We start from the raw sequence: 17961 nt of genomic DNA on the forward strand, positions 1-17961 counted from the left end.
GGAACCTTGGGGCCGGGGCCGACGCGCCGAGAGTGCCGTGCATGGCGTCGTGAGGCAGAAGGGATGCGTCGGACAGGCCCTAGACCCCCTGGAGCCTCTTCCGGCGCAGCAGGGCGGCCAGGGAGCCCGCGAACTCCACCGGTTCCACCGGCAGGGTCACCGCGGCCTCGGCACGGCTCCAGGTGGCCAGCCACGCGTCCTGCGGGCGGCCGATGAGGAGGAGCACCGGCGGGCAGTCGAAGACCTCGTCCTTGATCTGCCGGCACAGGCCCATGCCGCCCATGGGCGCGGACTCACCGTCCAGGACGCAGACGTCGATGCCGCCCCGGTCCAGCTCCTTGACGACGGCGGCCGGGGTGGCGCACTCCACGAACTCGACCACCGGCACGTCCGGGGCAGGCCGCCGGCCCGTCGCGAGCCGCACCTGTTCGCGGGTGTTGGAGTTGTCGCTGTAGACCAGCACCGTGACGGTCGGCTGCATGCTTCCTCCGATACGCAGTGATACGCATGAGGCTGTCGTAGCCCGTTCCGCCGGATGCTACTCCCTCGGGCATGCCCCCAACACCGGTTCGCCGCACGGCTTCGCGGGGCCGTTCGATGGGCCATCCGGGCAGTCCAGACGGGGCGGACACTCCGAACAGCACCCCCCGGGGTGAGGGCGGGATAAGCGACCGACATAATGTCGGCGTGGCGACAGCAACGACAGTAGATACCGGGCACGCGCACCCGTCGGTCAACCGACCGAACCTCACCAGCGTCGGAACCATCATCTGGCTGAGTTCCGAGCTGATGTTCTTCGCGGCCCTCTTCGCGATGTACTTCACCCTGCGATCGGTGACCGGCCCGGATTTCTGGGCCGAGAAGGCCGACGCGCTGAACTTCCCGTTCTCCGCGACGAACACCACGATCCTGGTGCTCTCCTCCTTCACCTGCCAGCTCGGCGTCTTCGCCGCCGAGCGCGGTGACGTGAAGAAGCTCCGGATGTGGTTCATCGTCACCTTCGTGATGGGTTCGATCTTCATCGGTGGTCAGGTGTTCGAGTACACCGAGCTGGTCAAGCACGAGGGCCTCTCGCTCTCGTCCGACCCGTACGGCTCGGTGTTCTACATGACCACCGGCTTCCACGGACTGCACGTGACGGGCGGCCTCATCGCCTTCCTGCTGGTCCTCGGCCGCACCTACGCGGCCCGGAGGTTCACCCACGAGCAGGCGACCGCCGCCATCGTCGTGTCCTATTACTGGCACTTCGTCGATGTCGTCTGGATCGGCCTCTTCGCCACGATCTACATGATCAAGTAGTCGCGGCACGCTCCCGCGCAATCCAGAAGCATCGACGCAGAAGATCCTGACACCGGGGTAATCCGTGAAAAAGCTCTCCGCACGACGACGCCATCCGCTGGCGGCGCTCGTCGTCCTACTCCTCGCGCTGGCATGCACCGGGGGGCTGTACGCCGTGTTCGCACCCGCGGACAAGGCGCAGGCCGATGACACCGCCCAGTCCCTCGCCATCGAAGAGGGCAAGAAGCTCTACGCCGTCGGCTGCGCGAGCTGCCACGGCACCGGAGGCCAGGGCAGCTCCGACGGCCCCAGCCTCGTGGGCGTGGGTGCCGCCGCCGTGGACTTCCAGGTGGGCACCGGCCGTATGCCGGCCCAGCAGCCCGGCGCACAGGTCCCGCGCAAGAAGGTGATCTACAGCCAGGCCGAGATCGACCAGCTCGCGGCCTACGTCGCCTCGCTCGGCGCCGGTCCGGCCGTCCCCGCCGGGGACAAGTACAGCCCGGAGGGCGCGGACTCCGCCCGCGGCGGTGAGCTGTTCCGCAACAACTGCGCGCAGTGCCACAACTTCACCGGCAAGGGCGGTGCGCTGACGCGCGGCAAGTACGCCCCGGGCCTCGAGGGTGTCGACCCCAAGCACATCTACGAGGCCATGCAGACGGGTCCGCAGAACATGCCCTCCTTCCCCGACACCACCCTGTCGGAGCAGAACAAGAAGGACATCATCGCGTACCTGGAAGCGGTCAACGGTGACAAGACCGTGAACCCCGGCGGTCTTTCGCTCGGCGGCCTCGGGCCGGTCAGCGAGGGCCTCTTCGGCTGGATCTTCGGTCTCGGCACCTGCATCGCCGTCGCCGTGTGGGTCGCCGCTCGGACCGCAAAGGCCAGGAAGTCATGAGTAGCCAAGACATCCCAGAAGAGAACCTGCCCGCAGCGCAGGACGCCTCCCACGACGTGGAGGGCATCGCGGACGAGGAGCACCCGTTCGCGGACCCGGGGCTGCCGCCCCACGAGCACCGTGTGCAGGACATCGACGAGCAGGCCGCCCGGCGGTCCGAGCGCGTCGTCGCCCTGCTGTTCACGATCTCGATGCTGGCCACGGCGGGCTTCATCGCCTCGTTCGTGGCGATCCCGCACGACAAGTCCATCTTCGTCTTCCCGATCGGTCACATCCGGGCGCAGAACTTCGCGCTCGGCCTGACCCTCGGCGCCGCCCTGTTCACCATCGGCGCGGGCGCGGTCCACTGGGCCCGCACCCTGATGTCCGACGTGGAGATCACGGACGAGCGCCACCCGATCGCGGCCGACCCGGAACTGCGCGCGAAGGTCCACGCGGACTTCAAGCAGGGTGCCAAGGAGTCCGTCATCGGACGCCGCAAGCTGATCCGCGGCACGATGTTCGGCGCGTTCGCGCTGGTGCCGCTCTCGGGCGTCGTGCTGCTGCGCGAACTCGGTCCGCTGCCGGGCACCAAGCTCCGCCACACCCGCTGGTCCCAGGGCAAGCTGCTCGTCAACATGAACACCAACGAGCCGATGCGCCCCTCGGACATCACCGTCGGTTCGCTCACCTTCGCCAGGCCCGAGGGCCTGGAGGAGCACGACGAGGATTTCCAGAGCGAGATCGCCAAGGCCGCCCTGATGCTCATCCGTATCCAGCCGGAGAACATCAAGGACAAGCGCGAACTCGAATGGTCGCACGAGGGCATCGTCGCGTACTCGAAGATCTGCACCCACGTCGGCTGCCCGATCTCCCTGTACGAGCAGCAGACGCATCACGCGCTGTGCCCGTGCCACCAGTCCACCTTCGACCTCTCCGACGGCGCCCGGGTGATCTTCGGTCCCGCCGGTCACGCTCTGCCTCAGCTTCGCATCGGCGTGAACGACGAGGGCTATCTGGAGGCGCTCAGCGACTTCGAGGAGCCCGTCGGTCCTGCATTCTGGGAGCGCGGATGAGTACCGCAGCGAGCAACCCGAATCCGTCCTCCGGATCCCCGGCGGAACGCGGGCGCAAGGCTCCGGCCGGCGAGCGCGTCGCCGACTGGGCGGACGGCAGGCTGGGCATCTACGCCCTGGCCAAGACCAACATGCGCAAGATCTTCCCGGACCACTGGTCCTTCATGCTCGGTGAGATCTGCCTGTACAGCTTCATCATCATCATCCTCACGGGTGTGTACCTGACGCTGTTCTTCCACCCGTCGATGAACGAGGTGGTCTACAACGGCTCGTACGTCCCGCTCCAGGGACAGCTGATGAGTGAGGCCTACCGGTCGACGCTCGACATCAGCCTGGAGATCCGCGGTGGTCTGCTGATCCGGCAGATCCACCACTGGGCGGCCATCGTCTTCCTGGCCGGCATGTTCGTGCACATGATGCGCGTCTTCTTCACCGGCGCGTTCCGCAAGCCGCGCGAGATCAACTGGCTGTTCGGCTTCCTGCTGTTCGTCCTCGGCATGTTCACCGGTTTCACCGGTTACTCGCTCCCGGACGACCTGCTCTCCGGCACCGGTGTCCGCTTCACGCAGGGCGCGATCCTGTCCGTGCCGATCGTCGGCACGTACATCTCGATGTTCCTGTTCGGCGGGGAGTTCCCCGGCCACGACTTCGTGGCCCGGTTCTACTCGATCCACATCCTGCTGCTGCCGGGCATCATGCTGGGCCTGCTGGTGGCCCACCTGATCCTGGTCTTCTACCACAAGCACACCCAGTTCGCGGGTCCCGGCCGGACCAACAAGAACGTGGTCGGCATGCCGCTGCTGCCGGTGTACATGGCGAAGGCGGGCGGCTTCTTCTTCCTGGTCTTCGGCGTGATCGCGGTGGTCGCGGGCCTGGTGGCGATCAACCCGATCTGGGGCATCGGCCCCTACCGTCCGGACCAGGTCTCCACGGGCGCCCAGCCCGACTGGTACATGGGCTTCGCGGAGGGACTCGTCCGGGCCATGCCCGGCTGGGAGATCAACCTCTGGGGTCACACGCTGGTCCTCGGCGTGTTCGTCCCGCTGGTCCTCTTCGGCGTGTTCCTCGGCATGATCGCCCTGTACCCGTTCATCGAGTCCTGGATCACCGGGGACAAGCGCGAGCACCACATCCTGGACCGCCCGCGCAACGCCCCGACCCGGACGGCGTTCGGCGTGGCCTGGGTGACCGCCTACCTGATCATGCTGATCGGCGGTGGCAACGACATCGTCGCCACGCACTTCCACCTGTCGATCAACGCGGTCACCTGGTTCGTGCGGATCGGGTTCTTCCTCGGCCCGGTCGTCGCGTTCGTCATCACCAAGCGGATCTGCCTCGGCCTCCAGCGCCGGGACAAGGACAAGGTGCTGCACGGCCGCGAGTCGGGCATCATCAAGCGCCTGCCGCACGGTGAGTTCATCGAGGTGCACGAGCCGCTGAGCCAGGACCAGCTCCACACGCTCACCGCGCACGAGCAGTACAAGCCGGCCGAGATCGGCCCCACGGTCGACGCGAACGGTGTCGAGCGCAAGCCGAAGGCCCCGGAGAAGCTGCGCGCCAAGCTCAGCGACGCCTACTTCGGCGAGGACTCGCAGATCCCGAAGCCGACCGCCGAGGAGTACAAGGAGATCACGAGCGGCCACGGCCACCACTGATCCTCCGACGTCGCCACACCACGGCACAGGGCCCCGTCCGTTCCCCGGACGGGGCCCTGTGCCGTGCCCGTGCCTGGATAGGGTGGGGGAGACCATCTCCCGGACTCACACGAAGGCAGGACGGCTCATGAGCGCTGTGGCACCCGCTGGAGGCGACACCGCGGCGGGCCGCTCCTGGCCCGCCCTGCTGAACGGACTGCTCGACGGGCGGGACCTGTCCGCCGACGAGACCGCCTGGGCGCTGGACGTGATCATGCGCGGCGAGGCGACCGACGCGCAGATCGCCGGGTTTGCGGTGGCGCTGCGCGCCAAGGGCGAGACCGTCGAGGAGATCTCCGGGCTGGTCCGCACGATGTACGAGCACGCCAACGTGATCGAGGTGCCGGGCGAGACCGTCGACATCGTCGGGACCGGCGGCGACGGCGCCAAGACCGTCAACATCTCCACCATGTCCGCCATCGTGGTGGCGGGCACCGGGGCGAGGGTCGTCAAGCACGGCAACCGGGCCGCCTCCTCGGCGTCCGGCGCCTCCGACGTCCTGGAGAAGCTCGGCGTCAATCTGGAGCTGACGCCGCAGCGGGTGGCGGAGGTCGCCGAGGAGGCCGGGATCACCTTCTGCTTCGCGGTGAAGTTCCATCCGTCGCTGCGCCATGTCGCCGCCGCCCGGGGCCAGTTGGGCATCCGCACGGTCTTCAACTACCTGGGGCCGCTGACCAACCCGGCCCGGGTGAAGGCGCAGGCGATCGGCGTCGCCCACGCCCGGATGGCGCCGATCATGGCCGGGGTGTTCGCCGAGCGCGGCCACTCCTCCCTGGTCTTCCGGGGCGACGACGGGCTCGACGAGCTGACCACCTGTGCCACCTCCCGGGTCTGGGTCGTCCGGGACGGCGGGGTCACCGAGGAGGCCTTCGACCCCCGCGACGTCGGCATCGACCTCGTGCCCATCGAGGCGCTGCGCGGCGCCGACGCCTCGTACAACGCCGACGTGGCCCGGCGGCTGCTGAGCGGCGAGCGGGGTCCGGTGCGCGACGCGGTGCTGCTGAACTCGGCGGCGGCCCTGGTGGCCCTGCGGCCCGGCGGCGGGACCCTGACGGAGCGGATCCGGGCCGGCATGGACCGGGCCGCCGAGGCGATCGACTCGGGCGCGGCCGCCCGGACCCTGGAGCGCTGGGTGGCCGCCAGCAACGGCTGACGCACCGGCGTCCCTGTGCGAGGCGTCCCGCGATCCGGTACGGGGTTGCGGGACGCCGCCGTTTTCCCGTAGCTTCCTTTCCAGGTCATGAGTGACAGTCATGCGGCCCCGGCCGACTGTCCGGCAACCCTCCGTCCGTGGCGGGGTGCCCCGGGTGAGGACCAGGCAGTGGACAGCAAGGTCCACGGCAAGCGCGGACCCCTCGCGAACACCAGGGGTCCTGGTCGTACGAGGGAGCCTCTTTCCGTGAACCAGCGAATGCGATAGGGCCGCCGAGCCCCGCCTCCGCGTTTCCTGTCACCCTTCCCGCGCCGGTGCCCCCTGTGCCCCCGCGCGGTGAACCCCGCCTGCCTTCACGGGAGTTCCGCCATGTCCGTTTCCGCCGTCCCCGCCTCCGCCACCGCCGCCCACCGGACCGCCGCCCCGGCCTGCGGCCCCGCCGGGGCGGCCCCCGGCACCGACGCCTGCTCCGCCCCGCTGCCCGTGCTGGGCCGGGACGTCACCGTGCCGCTGGTCACCGGCGGCGAGGTCACCTACGCGGCGCTCGACTACGCCGCCAGCACCCCCGCGCTCCAGCGGGTCTGGGACGACGTGGCGGCCTACGCCCCGTACTACGGCAGCGTCCACCGGGGCGCCGGATACCTGTCGCAGCTCTCGACCGACCTGTTCGAGAACGCCCGCGCCACCGTCGCCCGCTTCCTCGGCTGCCGCGAGGACGACCAGGTCGTCTTCACCCGGTCCACCACCGACTCCCTGAACCTGCTGGCCGGGGCGCTGCCCGAGGGCTGCCGGGTGTTCGTCTTCGAGACCGAGCACCACGCCGCCCTGCTGCCCTGGCGGAACGCCGACGTCACCGTCCTGGACGCCCCGCGCTCGCCCGGCCGCGCCGTCGAGATCCTGGAGCACGCCCTCGCCGCCCGCGAACCCCACGGCCCCGCCCTGGTCTGCGTCACCGGCGCCTCCAACGTGACCGGCGAGCTGTGGCCGGTGCGCGAACTGGCCGCCGCCGCCCACGCCCACGGCGCCCGGATCGTGCTCGACGCCGCGCAGCTCGCCCCGCACCACCCCGTCCCGGTCGCCGCGCTCGACGTCGACTGGGTCGCCTTCTCCGGCCACAAGCTCTACGCCCCCTTCGGCTCCGGGGTGCTGGCCGGCCGCGCCGACTGGCTCGGCGGCGCGGAGCCGTACCTGGCCGGGGGCGGCGCCAGCCGCGCGGTCACCCGGCGCGCCGACGGCGGCGTCGACGTGGTCTGGCACGACGGCACCGCCCGGCACGAGGCCGGATCGCCCAACGTCATCGGCGCCTACGCCGTCGCCTCCGCCTGCGAGGCGCTCACCGAGGCCGGTTTCGACAGCCTGGTCGCCCGCGAGCGGCGACTGGTCGAGAGGGTGCGGGAGGGGCTCGCCCGGGTGCCCGGGGTCCGGGTGCTGTCCCTGTTCGGCGACGACGCCCCGCGGGTGGGCGTGCTGTCCTTCGTCGTCGAGGGGTGGAACAGCTCCCACTTCGCCGCCGCCCTCTCCGCCGAGTACGGCATCGGGGTGCGCGACGGCCTGTTCTGCGCCCATCCGCTGGTGCGGCTCCTGCTCGGCGGCGACCCCGGCGGCACCGCGGGCGCCTGCGGCGCGCCGGAGGGCGACGGGGGAGAGCAGCCGCTGAACGCCGTCCGGGTCAGCTTCGGCGCGGGCACCCCGGACGAGCACGTGGAACGGTTCCTGGCCGCGGTCGGGGAACTGGTCGGCGAGGGCGCCCGATGGACGTACCGCGCGGTGGACGGCCGCTGCGTTCCGGACACCTCCGCGGCGCGCTGAGCCCGGCCCGGCTCCGGCTCCGGCGGGCGGTGCCCGCCGGGTTCCCGGCCCACGGGACCGGGTGCCTCCGGCCGGTGGGCCGGGGCGGGTCCGCCGGGGGACCCTAGTTGTCCAGCCCGATCGCGAAGGCCGCCTCCAGGTCGTGCTGGGAGTAGGTGCGGAACGCCACGTGCGTGTCCGTGCCCTCCACCCCCGGGATCTTGCTGATCCGGCCGGGGATCACCTCGGCCAGCTCGTCGTGGCGGCGCACCCGCACCATGGCGATCAGGTCGTAGGTGCCGGTCACCGAGAACACCTCGGTCACGTTCTCCAGCGCGGCGATCCGCTCCGCGATCTCGGGAATCCGGTCCACGCTGGTCTTGATGAGGACGATCGCGCTGATCACGGCTGGTTCTCTCCCTCGGGGGCCGTCGCTGGAACGCTCCTCACTCTAGTCGTACGCCCGGGGCCCACCCAGGCGAAGAGGAAGCCCAGCCCGAAGCCGACCAGATGGGCCAGATAGGCGACCCCCGGCCCGTCGCCCGCCCGTCCGGCGGCCGCCCACTGCAACGCGGCCCAGAACGGCAGCACCACCCAGGCCGGGAAGCGCAGCGGCAGGAAGAAGGCGAACGGCAGCAGACTGGTCACCCGGGCGCGCGGGAACAGGAACAGGAACGCGCCGAGCACCGCCGAGATCGCCCCCGAGGCGCCCACCAGGGACTGCTCCGACCCCGGGTTGTCGGCCGCGTAGCCGAGCAGGGCCAGGGCGCCGCAGCCCAGATAGAACAGCAGGTACCGGACCCCGCCCAGCCGCGCCTCGGTCATCGCCCCGAAGACGTACAGGAACAGCATGTTCCCGAGCAGGTGCACCCAGCTCCCGTGCACGAACAGGGCGGTGACCGGGGTCGCCCAGGAGCCCGGAAGGGGCGCGAACAGGTCGGCCGGGATCACCCCCCAGCGGTGGAAGTGGGCGCGCTGCGCCGCGAGCAGCTCCTCCCCGGTGCCGTAGGCCGGGTTCAGGCCCGCCGCCGGGCTGATCACGAACAGCGCGCAGCACAGGGCGATCAGCGCATGGGTCACCGGGGCGGCCCGGCTCCGCGGCGGGCGGGACCGGCGCGGAGCCCGGACCGTCCGGAGGGCCGCCGAGAACCAGGTGCGGATCATGACTACAGAGCATGACGCAACGGGACGAATCACCCCGGACCGCCTCGCCGCCGCGGACGGGCGGGCGGAGGGTACCCGCCAGGCCGTAGGGTTACGTGCCTACACGCACCGGGCGCGCTCCGGCGCGTCATCGCCAGCGGAAGAGAGCGAACAGCCACGATGACGGTTCCCCTGCCCACGGCCACCACCCGGTGGCGCTGCACCCTCTGCGGAAACCTCACCCGCTTCGACGTCACCCGGGCGTCGAAGGTCGTCGAGTACGTCCACCTGGACCTGGCCGGAGAGCCGAAGGTCGAGGAGCGCGAGGTGCTCAGTGAGACCATCGAGTCGGTGCGGTGCCGCTGGTGCAACGCCGTGGACCAGGTCGAACTCGTGGACAGGCCGGGCGCCGGCTCCTGAGCGGAGCGGACCCGGCAGGTGGTCCCCCTGCGGGACCCTGCTCAGTATTGGGGTGACGGATGGCGGAGACGCGGAGCGGGGAGCCGGACGACGGCGCCGCCGAGGTGCTCGACCGGCCGCTGCCCGACGGCGTGCGCCGCAGGGTCGTCCAGATCGTCTCGGACGGCTTCGGCGGGCTGACCCTCACCGAACTGCCCGCGCAGCTGCGCCAGTACGCCCGCTTCGCCCCGAACCGCCGGACGAAGTTCGCCGGGAACGCCATGGCCGCCGCCGTGGAGAGCGATCCGCTGTTCCGCCAGCGCATCGGGGAGAAGCTCAGGGAGGCCCAGCCCGAGCTGGCCGGCGCCCTGGACTCCGGCTCCCCGCCCCCCGCGGCCGATCCGCTCGACGTGGCCGCCGCGGCCTATGTGCTGCGTCCGCACGGCTGGGTCAAGCTGGTCGCCGCCGCGGGCGAGGAGGCGCAGCGCGCGGACGCCGAGCGGGCCGGCGAGGAGAGCCGCGCCGAGCTGGAGCGGCTGCGCGAGGAGCTGGCCCGGGCCCGGGACCACACCCGGTCCGAGACCGAGCGGCTGCGCGGCGAGCTGGAGGCGGTGCGGAAGGAGGCCGACTCCCTGCACCGCAAGCTGCGTTCGGCGCTCAGCGACGTGAAGCGGGGCGAGGCGGCGCTGCGCAAGGCGCGCGACGAGGCCGAGGCGGTCCGTGCCGAGAGCCACGCCCAGGTCTCCGCCGCCGAGAGCGAGACCCGGCGGCTGCGGACCCGGCTCGGGGAGGCGGAGGCGGCCCTGGAGGCCACCCGCCGGGCGGCGCGCGAGGGCCGCAGCGTCGAGGACATGCGGGTGCGGCTGCTGCTGGACACCGTGCTGGAGTCCGCGCAGGGACTGCGCCGGGAGCTGGCGCTGCCGCCGGTGTCGGTGCGGCCCGCGGAGACGGTGGACGCGGTGGAGCCCGGCCGGATGACGCCGAAGGACATCGCCGCCCGCGCGCTCTCCGAGAACGACCCGGCCATTCTCGACCAGTTGCTCGCGCTGCCCCAGGCCCATCTGGTGGTCGACGGCTACAACGTCACCAAGACCGGCTATCCGCAGATGCCGCTGGAGAAGCAGCGGCTGCGGCTGCTCGGCCAGCTCTCCCAGCTCGCCGCGCAGACCGGCGCCGAGACCACCTGTGTCTTCGACGGCGCGGAGCTGGCGGCGCCGGTGCTGCTGGCGCCGCCGCGCGGGGTGCGGGTGCTGTTCTCCAAGCCGGGGGTCACCGCCGACGAGCTGATCCGCCAGCTGGTGCGCGCCGAGCCGCCCGGACGTCCGGTCATCGTCGCCTCCACCGACCGCGAGGTCGCCGACGGGGTGGCCAGGGCGGGGGCCCGGCCGGTGGCCTCGGTGGTCCTCCTCAAGCGCTTCTCGCGGGGCTGAGCCTCCGCCCCTCCCGGGGTCCCGCCTTCCGCCGCGGCCCCTCGTGCCCTCCCGGGCCCCTCGCGTCCTTCTCCGCGCCGGCCCGTCCGCGCCTCCCGCCGCAGTGAACGGCACGGCCGCCCCGTCGCCGGTGTCCCCGTGCTCCCGCGCTCCTGTGCTCCTGTGAGAGGAGGTCCGGGACCGCTCGGGCCGTCCCCGCCGGACCCTCCGGAGCGTCCGTGTCAACCGCCGTGACCGATCCATCCGTTCAGCTCCTCCATGTTCCGTATGCGACTCACGCGCCGCATGGCCGGATTGGGGTGATATGGGGCGACGGACTGTCAGGGGCGCCTCACCAGCGGTGATTTCACGGCAAAATATGCCTCACCACTCACACTATTTTCGGCTGAGGATTTGAACTCATCACGACTTGGTCACTAGGGTCTGGCTTCGAACCCTCGAACGGGTTGTCCCTCTCAAGAAGGAGCTCGTCTCCGTGGCGTCCCACCGTCGTCCCAAACAGCCGAGCCGCACCCGTGTGACCGTGCTCACCACCGCGGCCGCCGCCGCTGTCGCTCTCAGCTCGCAGGCCGCCAACGCCGCGCCGAGCGAGAAGCCGAACAAGGACGAGGTCAAGTCCAAGGTCGACAAGCTCTACGAAGAGGCGGAGCAGGCCACCGAGAAGTACAACGGGGCCAAGGAGAAGCAGGAGAAGCTCCAGAAGGAGATCTCCACCATCCAGGACAACGTCGCCCGCGGTCAGGAGGAGCTCAACGACCTGCGCGACGGCCTCGGGTCGATGGCGAGCGCCCAGTACCGCTCGGGCGGCATAGACCCGTCCCTGCAGCTCTTCCTGTCGGCCGACCCGGACAGCTATCTGGACAAGGCGTCCACGCTCAACCAGCTCAGCGGCCAGCAGGTCGAGGCGCTGAAGAAGATCCAGGAGAAGCAGCGCACCCTCTCCCAGCAGCGTGCCGAGGCCACGGAGAAGCTCAAGGACCTCTCCGCCACCCGCACCGAACTGGGCAAGAAGAAGAAGGAAGTCCAGGGCAAGCTCTCCTCCGCCCAGAGACTGCTGAACACCCTCACCGCCGCGGAGAAGGCGGCCATCGCCGCCGAGGAGCAGCGCGCCACCCGCGCCAGCGAGCGCCAGGCCCTCTCGGCCAACCCGTCCTCGTCGACGTCCTCCTCGTCCTCGTCCTCCTCCCCGTCGACGGCGACCCCCGCGGCGCCCTCCTCCGGCCGTGCCGGGGCGGCCTTCGGCGCGGCGCAGGGCAAGATCGGCACGCCCTACGTGTACGGCGCCACCGGCCCGTCCTCCTTCGACTGCTCCGGCCTGACGTCCTGGGCCTACGCCCAGGCGGGTGTCGGCATCCCGCGCACCTCCCAGGCGCAGGCCAACTACGGCACCCGGATCTACTCCGCGAGCCAGCTCCAGGTGGGCGACCTCGTCTTCTTCTTCAACGACCTGCACCACGTCGGCCTCTACGCCGGCAACGGCCAGGTGCTGCACGCCCCGCGCACCGGCACCAACGTCCGGTACGAGTCCATGAACACCATCGGCGGCCCCTTCATGTTCGGCGTCCGCGTCTGACACCCGGCGCCGCGCCACCCCGGAACACCCCCCTGCCGTGCCGCCCGTTCGGGCGAATCACGGTACGGCGTTGCCGCCTCCCGCCCCGCCGCTGACCTGCGTCAGCGACGGGGCGTCGGCTTGTTCGAACCGCTCGGTCGTTGGCCGGGGTCCCGTCACGGGGCTACTGTCTGCCGCGTTTCCCCGACAGACAGCGGAAGGAGTGCGGCTTCCCGTGGGCTCCCATCGCCGCCTTGCACCGTCCGGTCCGGACCGCGGCGCCGTCGCCGCCGTCGGCCTGCTCTCCGCGGCGGCCGCCGTGCTCGCCGCCGTACCGGCCGCCGCGGCGCCGCACGACGACTCCCGCCGGGACCGGCGGGCCGAGGTGGACCGCCTGTACACCGAGGCGGAGCGGGCGACCGAGGCGTACAACCGGGCCGGGGAGCGCACCCGCGCCCTGCGCGAGGAGATCGGCACCGCCCAGGACCGGATCGCCCGGGACCAGGAGCGGGTCAACACGCTGCGGGACGGCCTCGGTTCCCTGGCGGGCGCCCAGTACCGCTCCGGCGGCATCGACCCGTCGCTGGAACTGCTGCTCTCCGCGCACCCGGACGACTACCTCGACCGGGCCTCCGTGCTGGACCGGATCGAGGGCCGGTCGGCCGGCCGGCTGACCGAACTGCGGGGCGCCCTGCGGGAGCTGGCCCAGGAACGCGCCGAGGCCGCCCGCAGGCTCACCGAACTGGAGCGGGGGCGGCGGACCGTGGCCGCCCACAAGAAGACCGTGGAGCGCAAGCTGGCCGCCGCCCGGCGGCTGCTCAACTCCCTTCCGGAGGGCGACCGCGCCGGATTCGGCCGGGCCTCCCGCTCCGGCCGCGCCGGACTGGCCGGACCCGACGGCCCCGCCGCCTCCGGCCGCGCCGCGGCGGCCGTCGCCGCCGCCCGCTCCGCCCTCGGCAGGCCCTACGTCTGGGGCGCCAACGGCCCCGGCGGCTTCGACTGCTCGGGCCTGATGCAGTGGTCGTACGCCCGGGCCGGGGTGGGGCTGCCGCGCACCTCGCAGGCGCAGCGGTACGCGGGGCGGCAGGTCCCGCTCTCCGAGGCCAGGCCCGGCGACCTCGTCGCCTACCGGGACGACGCCAGCCACATCGGCATGTACGTCGGCGGCGGCCGGGTCATCCACGCCCCCTACCCCGGAGCCGCCGTGCGCTACGACCCGGTCGGCATGATGCCGGTCTCCTCCGTCACCCGGGTCTGACCGGTCCGTACGGCCGACCCACCGGACTCCGCCGTTCCGCCGCCCGTACGATCGGGCAGGTGGCTGGTCGCGGACGTCGGACATCGGGGCGCGCGGCGGGAGCGGTGCTCCTGCTGCTCGTCTCCCTCGTGGGCTGCGGCGCCCGGGCGCCCGCCGACACCGTGCGGGACGAGGTGCAGCGGACGCTGAACCTGCGCGCGGCGGCGGTCCTGGCCCGCGACCCGGCCGCCCTGGCCCGCTCCGGCGCCGACGCCGGGTCCGCGAACCTGGGCGCGCTGCCCCTGGCCACCTGGTCCTACCGGGTGACCGGCGTGGAGCGGACGGGCGGCTCCGCCACCGCCGCCGTCGACCTGCGCTACCGGGTCGAGGGATACGACCGGGGCGACGTCCTCGCCCGGCGCACCGTCCGGCTCCGCCTCGGGGAGGAGGGGCGCTGGAAGGTCGAGACCGACCGCCCGGCGGCGGGGGCGCCCCAGCAGCCGTGGGACCAGGGCCGTGTCGAGGCCGTCCGGGGCGCGCACAGCCTCGTGCTGGGCGTCGGACGGCCCGCCGGGGAGCTGCGCGGCTTCGCCGCCCTGGCCGACCGGGCGGTGCCCGCCGTGCGGGACGCCTGGGACGGCGACTGGGCCGGGCGGGTCGTCGTCCTCGTCCCGGGGTCCCTCGCGGGCATGGCCGGGCTGCTGGCCGCGCCCGCCTCCTCCTACCGGGGCATCGCCGCGGTCACCACCGGCGAGACCGGCCGCCGCGGGCCCGGCCCCGCCGACCGGATCATCGTCAACCCCGAGGCGTACGAACTCCTCGGCGACCAGGGCAGACAGGTGGTGCTCACCCATGAGACCGCCCATGTCGCCACCCGCCCGCACACCACCGCCGCGACCCCGCTGTGGCTCTCCGAGGGGTACGCCGACTGGGTCGGCTACCGGGGCGGCGAGCGCTCCGTGTCCGGGGCCGCGCCCGAACTGGCCCGCGCGGTCCCGGCGGGGCGGCTGCCCGCCGCGCTGCCCTCGGACGAGGACTTCGGCTTCACCGGCAGCACCGACCGGCTGGCCCGCGCCTACGAGGGCGGCTGGCTGGCCTGCCGGATGATCGCCGACCGGTGGGGCGAGGAGCGGCTCGGCGCCTTCTACCGCGCCGTCGGCTCCCACGACGTCCGTCCGGGCGCCGTGGAGGACGCGATGCGCCGGATCCTCGGCACGACCCCGGACGCCTTCACGGAGCGCTGGCGCGCCTATCTGCGGACGGAGCTGGGCTGACGGGGCGGTGCGTCCGGGGGCGGGGGCGCTCACCCGCGGGGTCGTCCCGGACGCGGCCGGGACCCCCGGGGCCGGTGTCCCGGGGCGCCACGGCCGGCGGGCGCCCGGGTGGTTCGGGTGGTTCGGAAGGACCGGCGGCCCCGCCCGCCGGGGGCGTCCCGTCCCCACGGCAGCCGGGTTCCACGGCGAAGCCGGGTCCCGGGCCGCCGGGGCGGCGTCCCGAGTCGGCCGGGGCCGGGGCCGCCGTACCCCGTCGTGCCGTCGGCCGGGGCCGGGGCACGGTGCGCGTGGTCGTCCGGGTCAGCGCCCCGCCGGAGCGCCCTCGGCGCGGGCCTTGGCGCGCGTCCTGGCGCGGTGCGGGAGCGGGAGGGCGGCGTCGCCGGGGACCGTGTCGCGCCACAGGGCGACGGCGGCGATGACCGCGGCCGCCACCAGGAGCCCGTTGCGCATCACCATCAGCGAGACGCCCAGCGCGTCGCTGGTGACGACATGGCCGAACCAGATCGGGAAGTCCAGCGCGGTCACCGGGCAGGCCATCAGCACCAGCGCGGCGGGCTGCCGCATCCGGGTCGTGCGGAAGCAGCAGCAGACCGCCGCCAGACCGATCAGCCACACCATGTACTGCGGGCTGAGCACCCTGCTGGTCACCGTGAACAGCAGCACCGCCGTGAACGCCGCGTCCGCCGCCGTGTGCGCGGTGAACCGCGACGCCGCCAGCCGCCACAGCAGCAGCCAGCCGAGGACCATCCCGGTCAGCGCCATGGCCGCGGTGCTCACCGTGGCCACATGGGGGCCGAGGAACTCCATCGAGCCGTAGTTCAGCAGCACCCGGCCCTCCCAGCCCGCCTGCCGGGCGAAGTGGAAGACGAGCGCGCCCACCGACTCCACCTCGGTGCCCCGGTCGCGCTGGAACGTCAGGAAGGCGAACGCCCCCGGCATGGCCGCCGCGAACAGCGCCGCCAGCCCCGCCCCGGTCACCGCCGCCGCGGCCCACACCCGGCGCCCGCGCATCCCCAGCAGCACCAGGACCGGCCACACCTTCAGCAGCGCCCCGAACGCCGCCAGCGCCCCCGCGGCCCGGGGGTGCCGCCCGGCGGCCAGCACCGCGGCCACCGCGACGGCGGTCACCATCACGTCGTAGCGGGCGTACACCGTCGTCCCGATCAGCGGCATGCCCACCACCCAGGCCCAGGCCCCGAGCAGGGAGCGCCCCCCGCCCCGGCCGGCGTGGCCGAGCAGGGCGAGGACGGTCAGGTCGGCGACGCAGGCCAGGACGAAGAAGGCCGTCGCGTAGTCCAGGAACGGCAGCAGCGCCGGGGAGAGGACGGGCAGCGCCGCGGCCGGGGGGTACTGCCAGGTGATGTCGTCCAGCGGAAACCTTCCGCCCCGCAGGACGTCGGACCAGCCCTGGTAGGTCACCGACACGTCGCCCGTGACGTCCGAGCCCGGGAAGATCCACACCTTCAGCACGAACAGCAGCAGCGCCAGCCGCGACAGGGCCCACACCGCCATGAGCGCGGCCGCCGCGGGCCGGCCCCGGGACAGTCCGGCCGGCAGCAGCCGGCCCAGCAGCGGCCCCGTCGCTCCGTCCGGCGGCAGCGGGGCCCGGGAGGGCCTCGTGTCCTTCATCTCCACCTGTTGACCACCCGTCCGCGCCTGTCCTGCCGGTCGGGCCATGATGTCCCGGCCACCCGCGCCCGCGCCACCCGTGCCCGCCGCGTCCCCCGGGCCCCTCGCACCCCCCACCCCGCGCCCCCTTCGCCCCGCGCCCCCTTCGCCCCGGGGCCGCTCGCGCGGCCGGGAGCCGCCGTCCCGGGGGGCCGTTCGGTAGGGTCGGCGGCGATGCGCAAGACCTTGATCGTCACCAACGACTTCCCGCCCCGTCCCGGCGGCATCCAGGCGTTCCTGCACAACATGGCGCTGCGCCTGGACCCCGAGCGGCTGGTCGTCTACGCCTCCACCTGGAAGCGGGGCCGGGAGGGCGCCGAGGCCACCGCCGCCTTCGACGCCGAGCAGCCCTTCACCGTCGTGCGCGACCGCACGACCATGCTGCTGCCCACCCCGGGCGCGACCCGCCGGGCGGCCGGGCTGCTGCGCGAACACGGGTGCACGGCGGTGTGGTTCGGGGCGGCGGCGCCCCTCGGGCTGATGGCACCGGCGCTGCGGGCGGCCGGCGCCGAGCGGATCGTCGCCACCACCCACGGCCACGAGGCGGGCTGGGCCCAGCTCCCCGTCGCCCGGCGACTGCTGCGCCGCATCGGCGAGTCGACGGACACGATCACCTACCTGGGCGAGTACACCCGGTCCCGGATCGCCTCCGCGCTGACCCCGCCGGCCGCCGCCCGGATGCGCCGGCTGGCGCCGGGCGTGGACGAGGGGACCTTCCACCCGGGCAGCGGCGGCGACGCGGTGCGGGCCCGGCTGGGGCTCGCCGGGCGGCCGGTCGTGGTGTGCGTCTCCCGGCTGGTGCCCCGCAAGGGCCAGGACACGCTGATCCGGGCCATGCCCCGGGTCCTGGCCGCCCACCCGGAGGCGGTGCTGCTGGTCGTCGGCGGCGGTCCGTACGGCAAGGACCTGCGCCGCCTGGCCCGCGAGACCGGGGTCGCCGACGCGGTCCGCTTCACCGGCTCCGTCCCCTGGGCCGAACTGCCCGCGCACTACGGCGCCGGCGACGTGTTCGCCATGCCCTGCCGGACCCGCCGGGGCGGCCTGGACGTGGAGGGGCTCGGCATCGTCTACCTGGAGGCGTCCGCGACCGGGCTGCCCGTCGTCGCCGGTGACTCCGGCGGCGCCCCGGACGCGGTCCTCGACGGCGAGACCGGCTGGGTGGTGCGCGGCGGCTCCCCGGAGGAGACCGCCGACCGGCTCGTCACCCTGCTCGGAGACCCGGGGCTGCGCCGCAGGATGGGGGAGCGGGGCCGGGCCTGGGTCGAGGAGACCTGGCGGTGGGATCTGCTGGCGGGCAGCCTGAGGGCGCTGCTGTAGCGTGCGGCGGCCCGGCCCGGCCCGGCGCGGCCCGGCCCGGCCCGGCGCGGTGATCCGGGCACGGGACGCGGGGCGGTG

At 73.2% G+C, this 17961-nt stretch carries 16 protein-coding genes and 1 riboswitch; of the genes, 12 read left to right on the top strand and 4 right to left on the bottom strand.

Annotated elements, in window-relative coordinates:
* Positions 1-79 precede the first annotated feature (79 nt).
* Positions 80-481, bottom strand: coding sequence for a response regulator (locus ACZ7LB_RS01705; RefSeq protein ID WP_471464805.1), 402 nt, complete (start codon positions 479-481; stop codon positions 80-82).
* Positions 482-687: 206 nt separating this feature from the next.
* Between ACZ7LB_RS01705 and ctaE the strand changes: the two genes are divergently transcribed.
* From ctaE to ACZ7LB_RS01735, 6 genes are all read left to right on the top strand, one after another.
* Positions 688-1299 (top strand): aa3-type cytochrome oxidase subunit III, encoded by a 612-nt coding sequence (gene ctaE / locus ACZ7LB_RS01710; RefSeq protein ID WP_161225127.1) that lies wholly within the window; start codon positions 688-690, stop codon positions 1297-1299.
* A 64-nt stretch (positions 1300-1363) separates the two neighbouring features.
* On the top strand, positions 1364-2173 hold the full coding sequence (gene qcrC / locus ACZ7LB_RS01715) for a cytochrome bc1 complex diheme cytochrome c subunit (RefSeq protein WP_471464807.1): 810 nt from the start codon (positions 1364-1366) through the stop codon (positions 2171-2173).
* Positions 2170-3228, top strand: coding sequence for a cytochrome bc1 complex Rieske iron-sulfur subunit (gene qcrA / locus ACZ7LB_RS01720; protein WP_471464809.1), 1059 nt, complete (start codon positions 2170-2172; stop codon positions 3226-3228). The genes qcrC and qcrA overlap by 4 nt, the downstream gene beginning before the upstream one ends.
* On the top strand, positions 3225-4883 hold the full coding sequence (gene qcrB / locus ACZ7LB_RS01725; protein ID WP_471464811.1) for a cytochrome bc1 complex cytochrome b subunit: 1659 nt from the start codon (positions 3225-3227) through the stop codon (positions 4881-4883). The genes qcrA and qcrB overlap by 4 nt, the downstream gene beginning before the upstream one ends.
* A gap of 127 nt (positions 4884-5010) precedes the next feature.
* The gene (trpD, locus tag ACZ7LB_RS01730; protein WP_471464813.1) at positions 5011-6075 is read left to right on the top strand and encodes an anthranilate phosphoribosyltransferase; all 1065 of its coding nucleotides are present in this window, start codon (positions 5011-5013) and stop codon (positions 6073-6075) included.
* An 83-nt stretch (positions 6076-6158) separates the two neighbouring features.
* A riboswitch (SAM riboswitch) is annotated at positions 6159-6275 on the top strand.
* 169 nt (positions 6276-6444) lie between these two features.
* Positions 6445-7884, top strand: a complete 1440-nt coding sequence (locus ACZ7LB_RS01735; RefSeq protein WP_471464815.1) for an aminotransferase class V-fold PLP-dependent enzyme — start codon at positions 6445-6447, stop codon at positions 7882-7884.
* Between the two features lie 103 nt (positions 7885-7987).
* Here ACZ7LB_RS01735 and ACZ7LB_RS01740 read toward each other — a convergent pair whose 3' ends face one another.
* Both ACZ7LB_RS01740 and ACZ7LB_RS01745 read right to left on the bottom strand, forming a co-directional pair.
* Complete coding sequence (locus ACZ7LB_RS01740) at positions 7988-8269, bottom strand: Lrp/AsnC family transcriptional regulator (protein WP_161225133.1); 282 nt, start codon at positions 8267-8269, stop codon at positions 7988-7990.
* A complete protein-coding gene (locus ACZ7LB_RS01745) occupies positions 8266-9027 on the bottom strand; it encodes a rhomboid family intramembrane serine protease (RefSeq protein ID WP_471464818.1) in 762 nt (253 codons plus the stop codon). The genes ACZ7LB_RS01740 and ACZ7LB_RS01745 overlap by 4 nt, the downstream gene beginning before the upstream one ends.
* A 159-nt stretch (positions 9028-9186) precedes the next feature.
* On the opposite strand from ACZ7LB_RS01745, the gene ACZ7LB_RS01750 reads away from it, so the two are divergent.
* The 5 genes from ACZ7LB_RS01750 (at position 9187) to ACZ7LB_RS01770 (ending at position 14898) form a co-directional block, all read left to right on the top strand.
* The gene (locus ACZ7LB_RS01750; RefSeq protein ID WP_471464820.1) at positions 9187-9426 is read left to right on the top strand and encodes a hypothetical protein; all 240 of its coding nucleotides are present in this window, start codon (positions 9187-9189) and stop codon (positions 9424-9426) included.
* 59 nt (positions 9427-9485) lie between these two features.
* Positions 9486-10835 (top strand): NYN domain-containing protein, encoded by a 1350-nt coding sequence (locus ACZ7LB_RS01755; protein WP_471464822.1) that lies wholly within the window; start codon positions 9486-9488, stop codon positions 10833-10835.
* A gap of 475 nt (positions 10836-11310) precedes the next feature.
* A complete protein-coding gene (locus ACZ7LB_RS01760) occupies positions 11311-12408 on the top strand; it encodes a C40 family peptidase (RefSeq protein WP_471464824.1) in 1098 nt (365 codons plus the stop codon).
* 214 nt (positions 12409-12622) lie between these two features.
* Complete coding sequence (locus ACZ7LB_RS01765) at positions 12623-13645, top strand: C40 family peptidase (protein WP_471464826.1); 1023 nt, start codon at positions 12623-12625, stop codon at positions 13643-13645.
* A gap of 59 nt (positions 13646-13704) precedes the next feature.
* Entirely contained in the window at positions 13705-14898 is a 1194-nt protein-coding gene (locus ACZ7LB_RS01770; RefSeq protein WP_471464828.1) for a hypothetical protein, read from the top strand.
* A gap of 300 nt (positions 14899-15198) precedes the next feature.
* Here the strand turns inward: ACZ7LB_RS01770 and ACZ7LB_RS01775 are convergent, their stop codons facing one another.
* Positions 15199-16410 carry a glycosyltransferase 87 family protein gene (locus tag ACZ7LB_RS01775; protein WP_471465108.1) on the bottom strand — a complete coding sequence of 404 codons (1212 nt, stop codon included), beginning with the start codon at positions 16408-16410 and terminating at the stop codon, positions 15199-15201.
* Between the two features lie 330 nt (positions 16411-16740).
* Here ACZ7LB_RS01775 and ACZ7LB_RS01780 point away from each other — a divergent pair, with 330 nt between their 5' ends.
* Positions 16741-17883, top strand: a complete 1143-nt coding sequence (locus ACZ7LB_RS01780) for a glycosyltransferase family 4 protein (RefSeq protein ID WP_471464830.1) — start codon at positions 16741-16743, stop codon at positions 17881-17883.
* The last annotated feature ends 78 nt before the right edge of the window (positions 17884-17961 follow it).

The sequence above is a fragment of the Streptomyces sp. NPDC107521 genome (assembly GCF_055598485.1).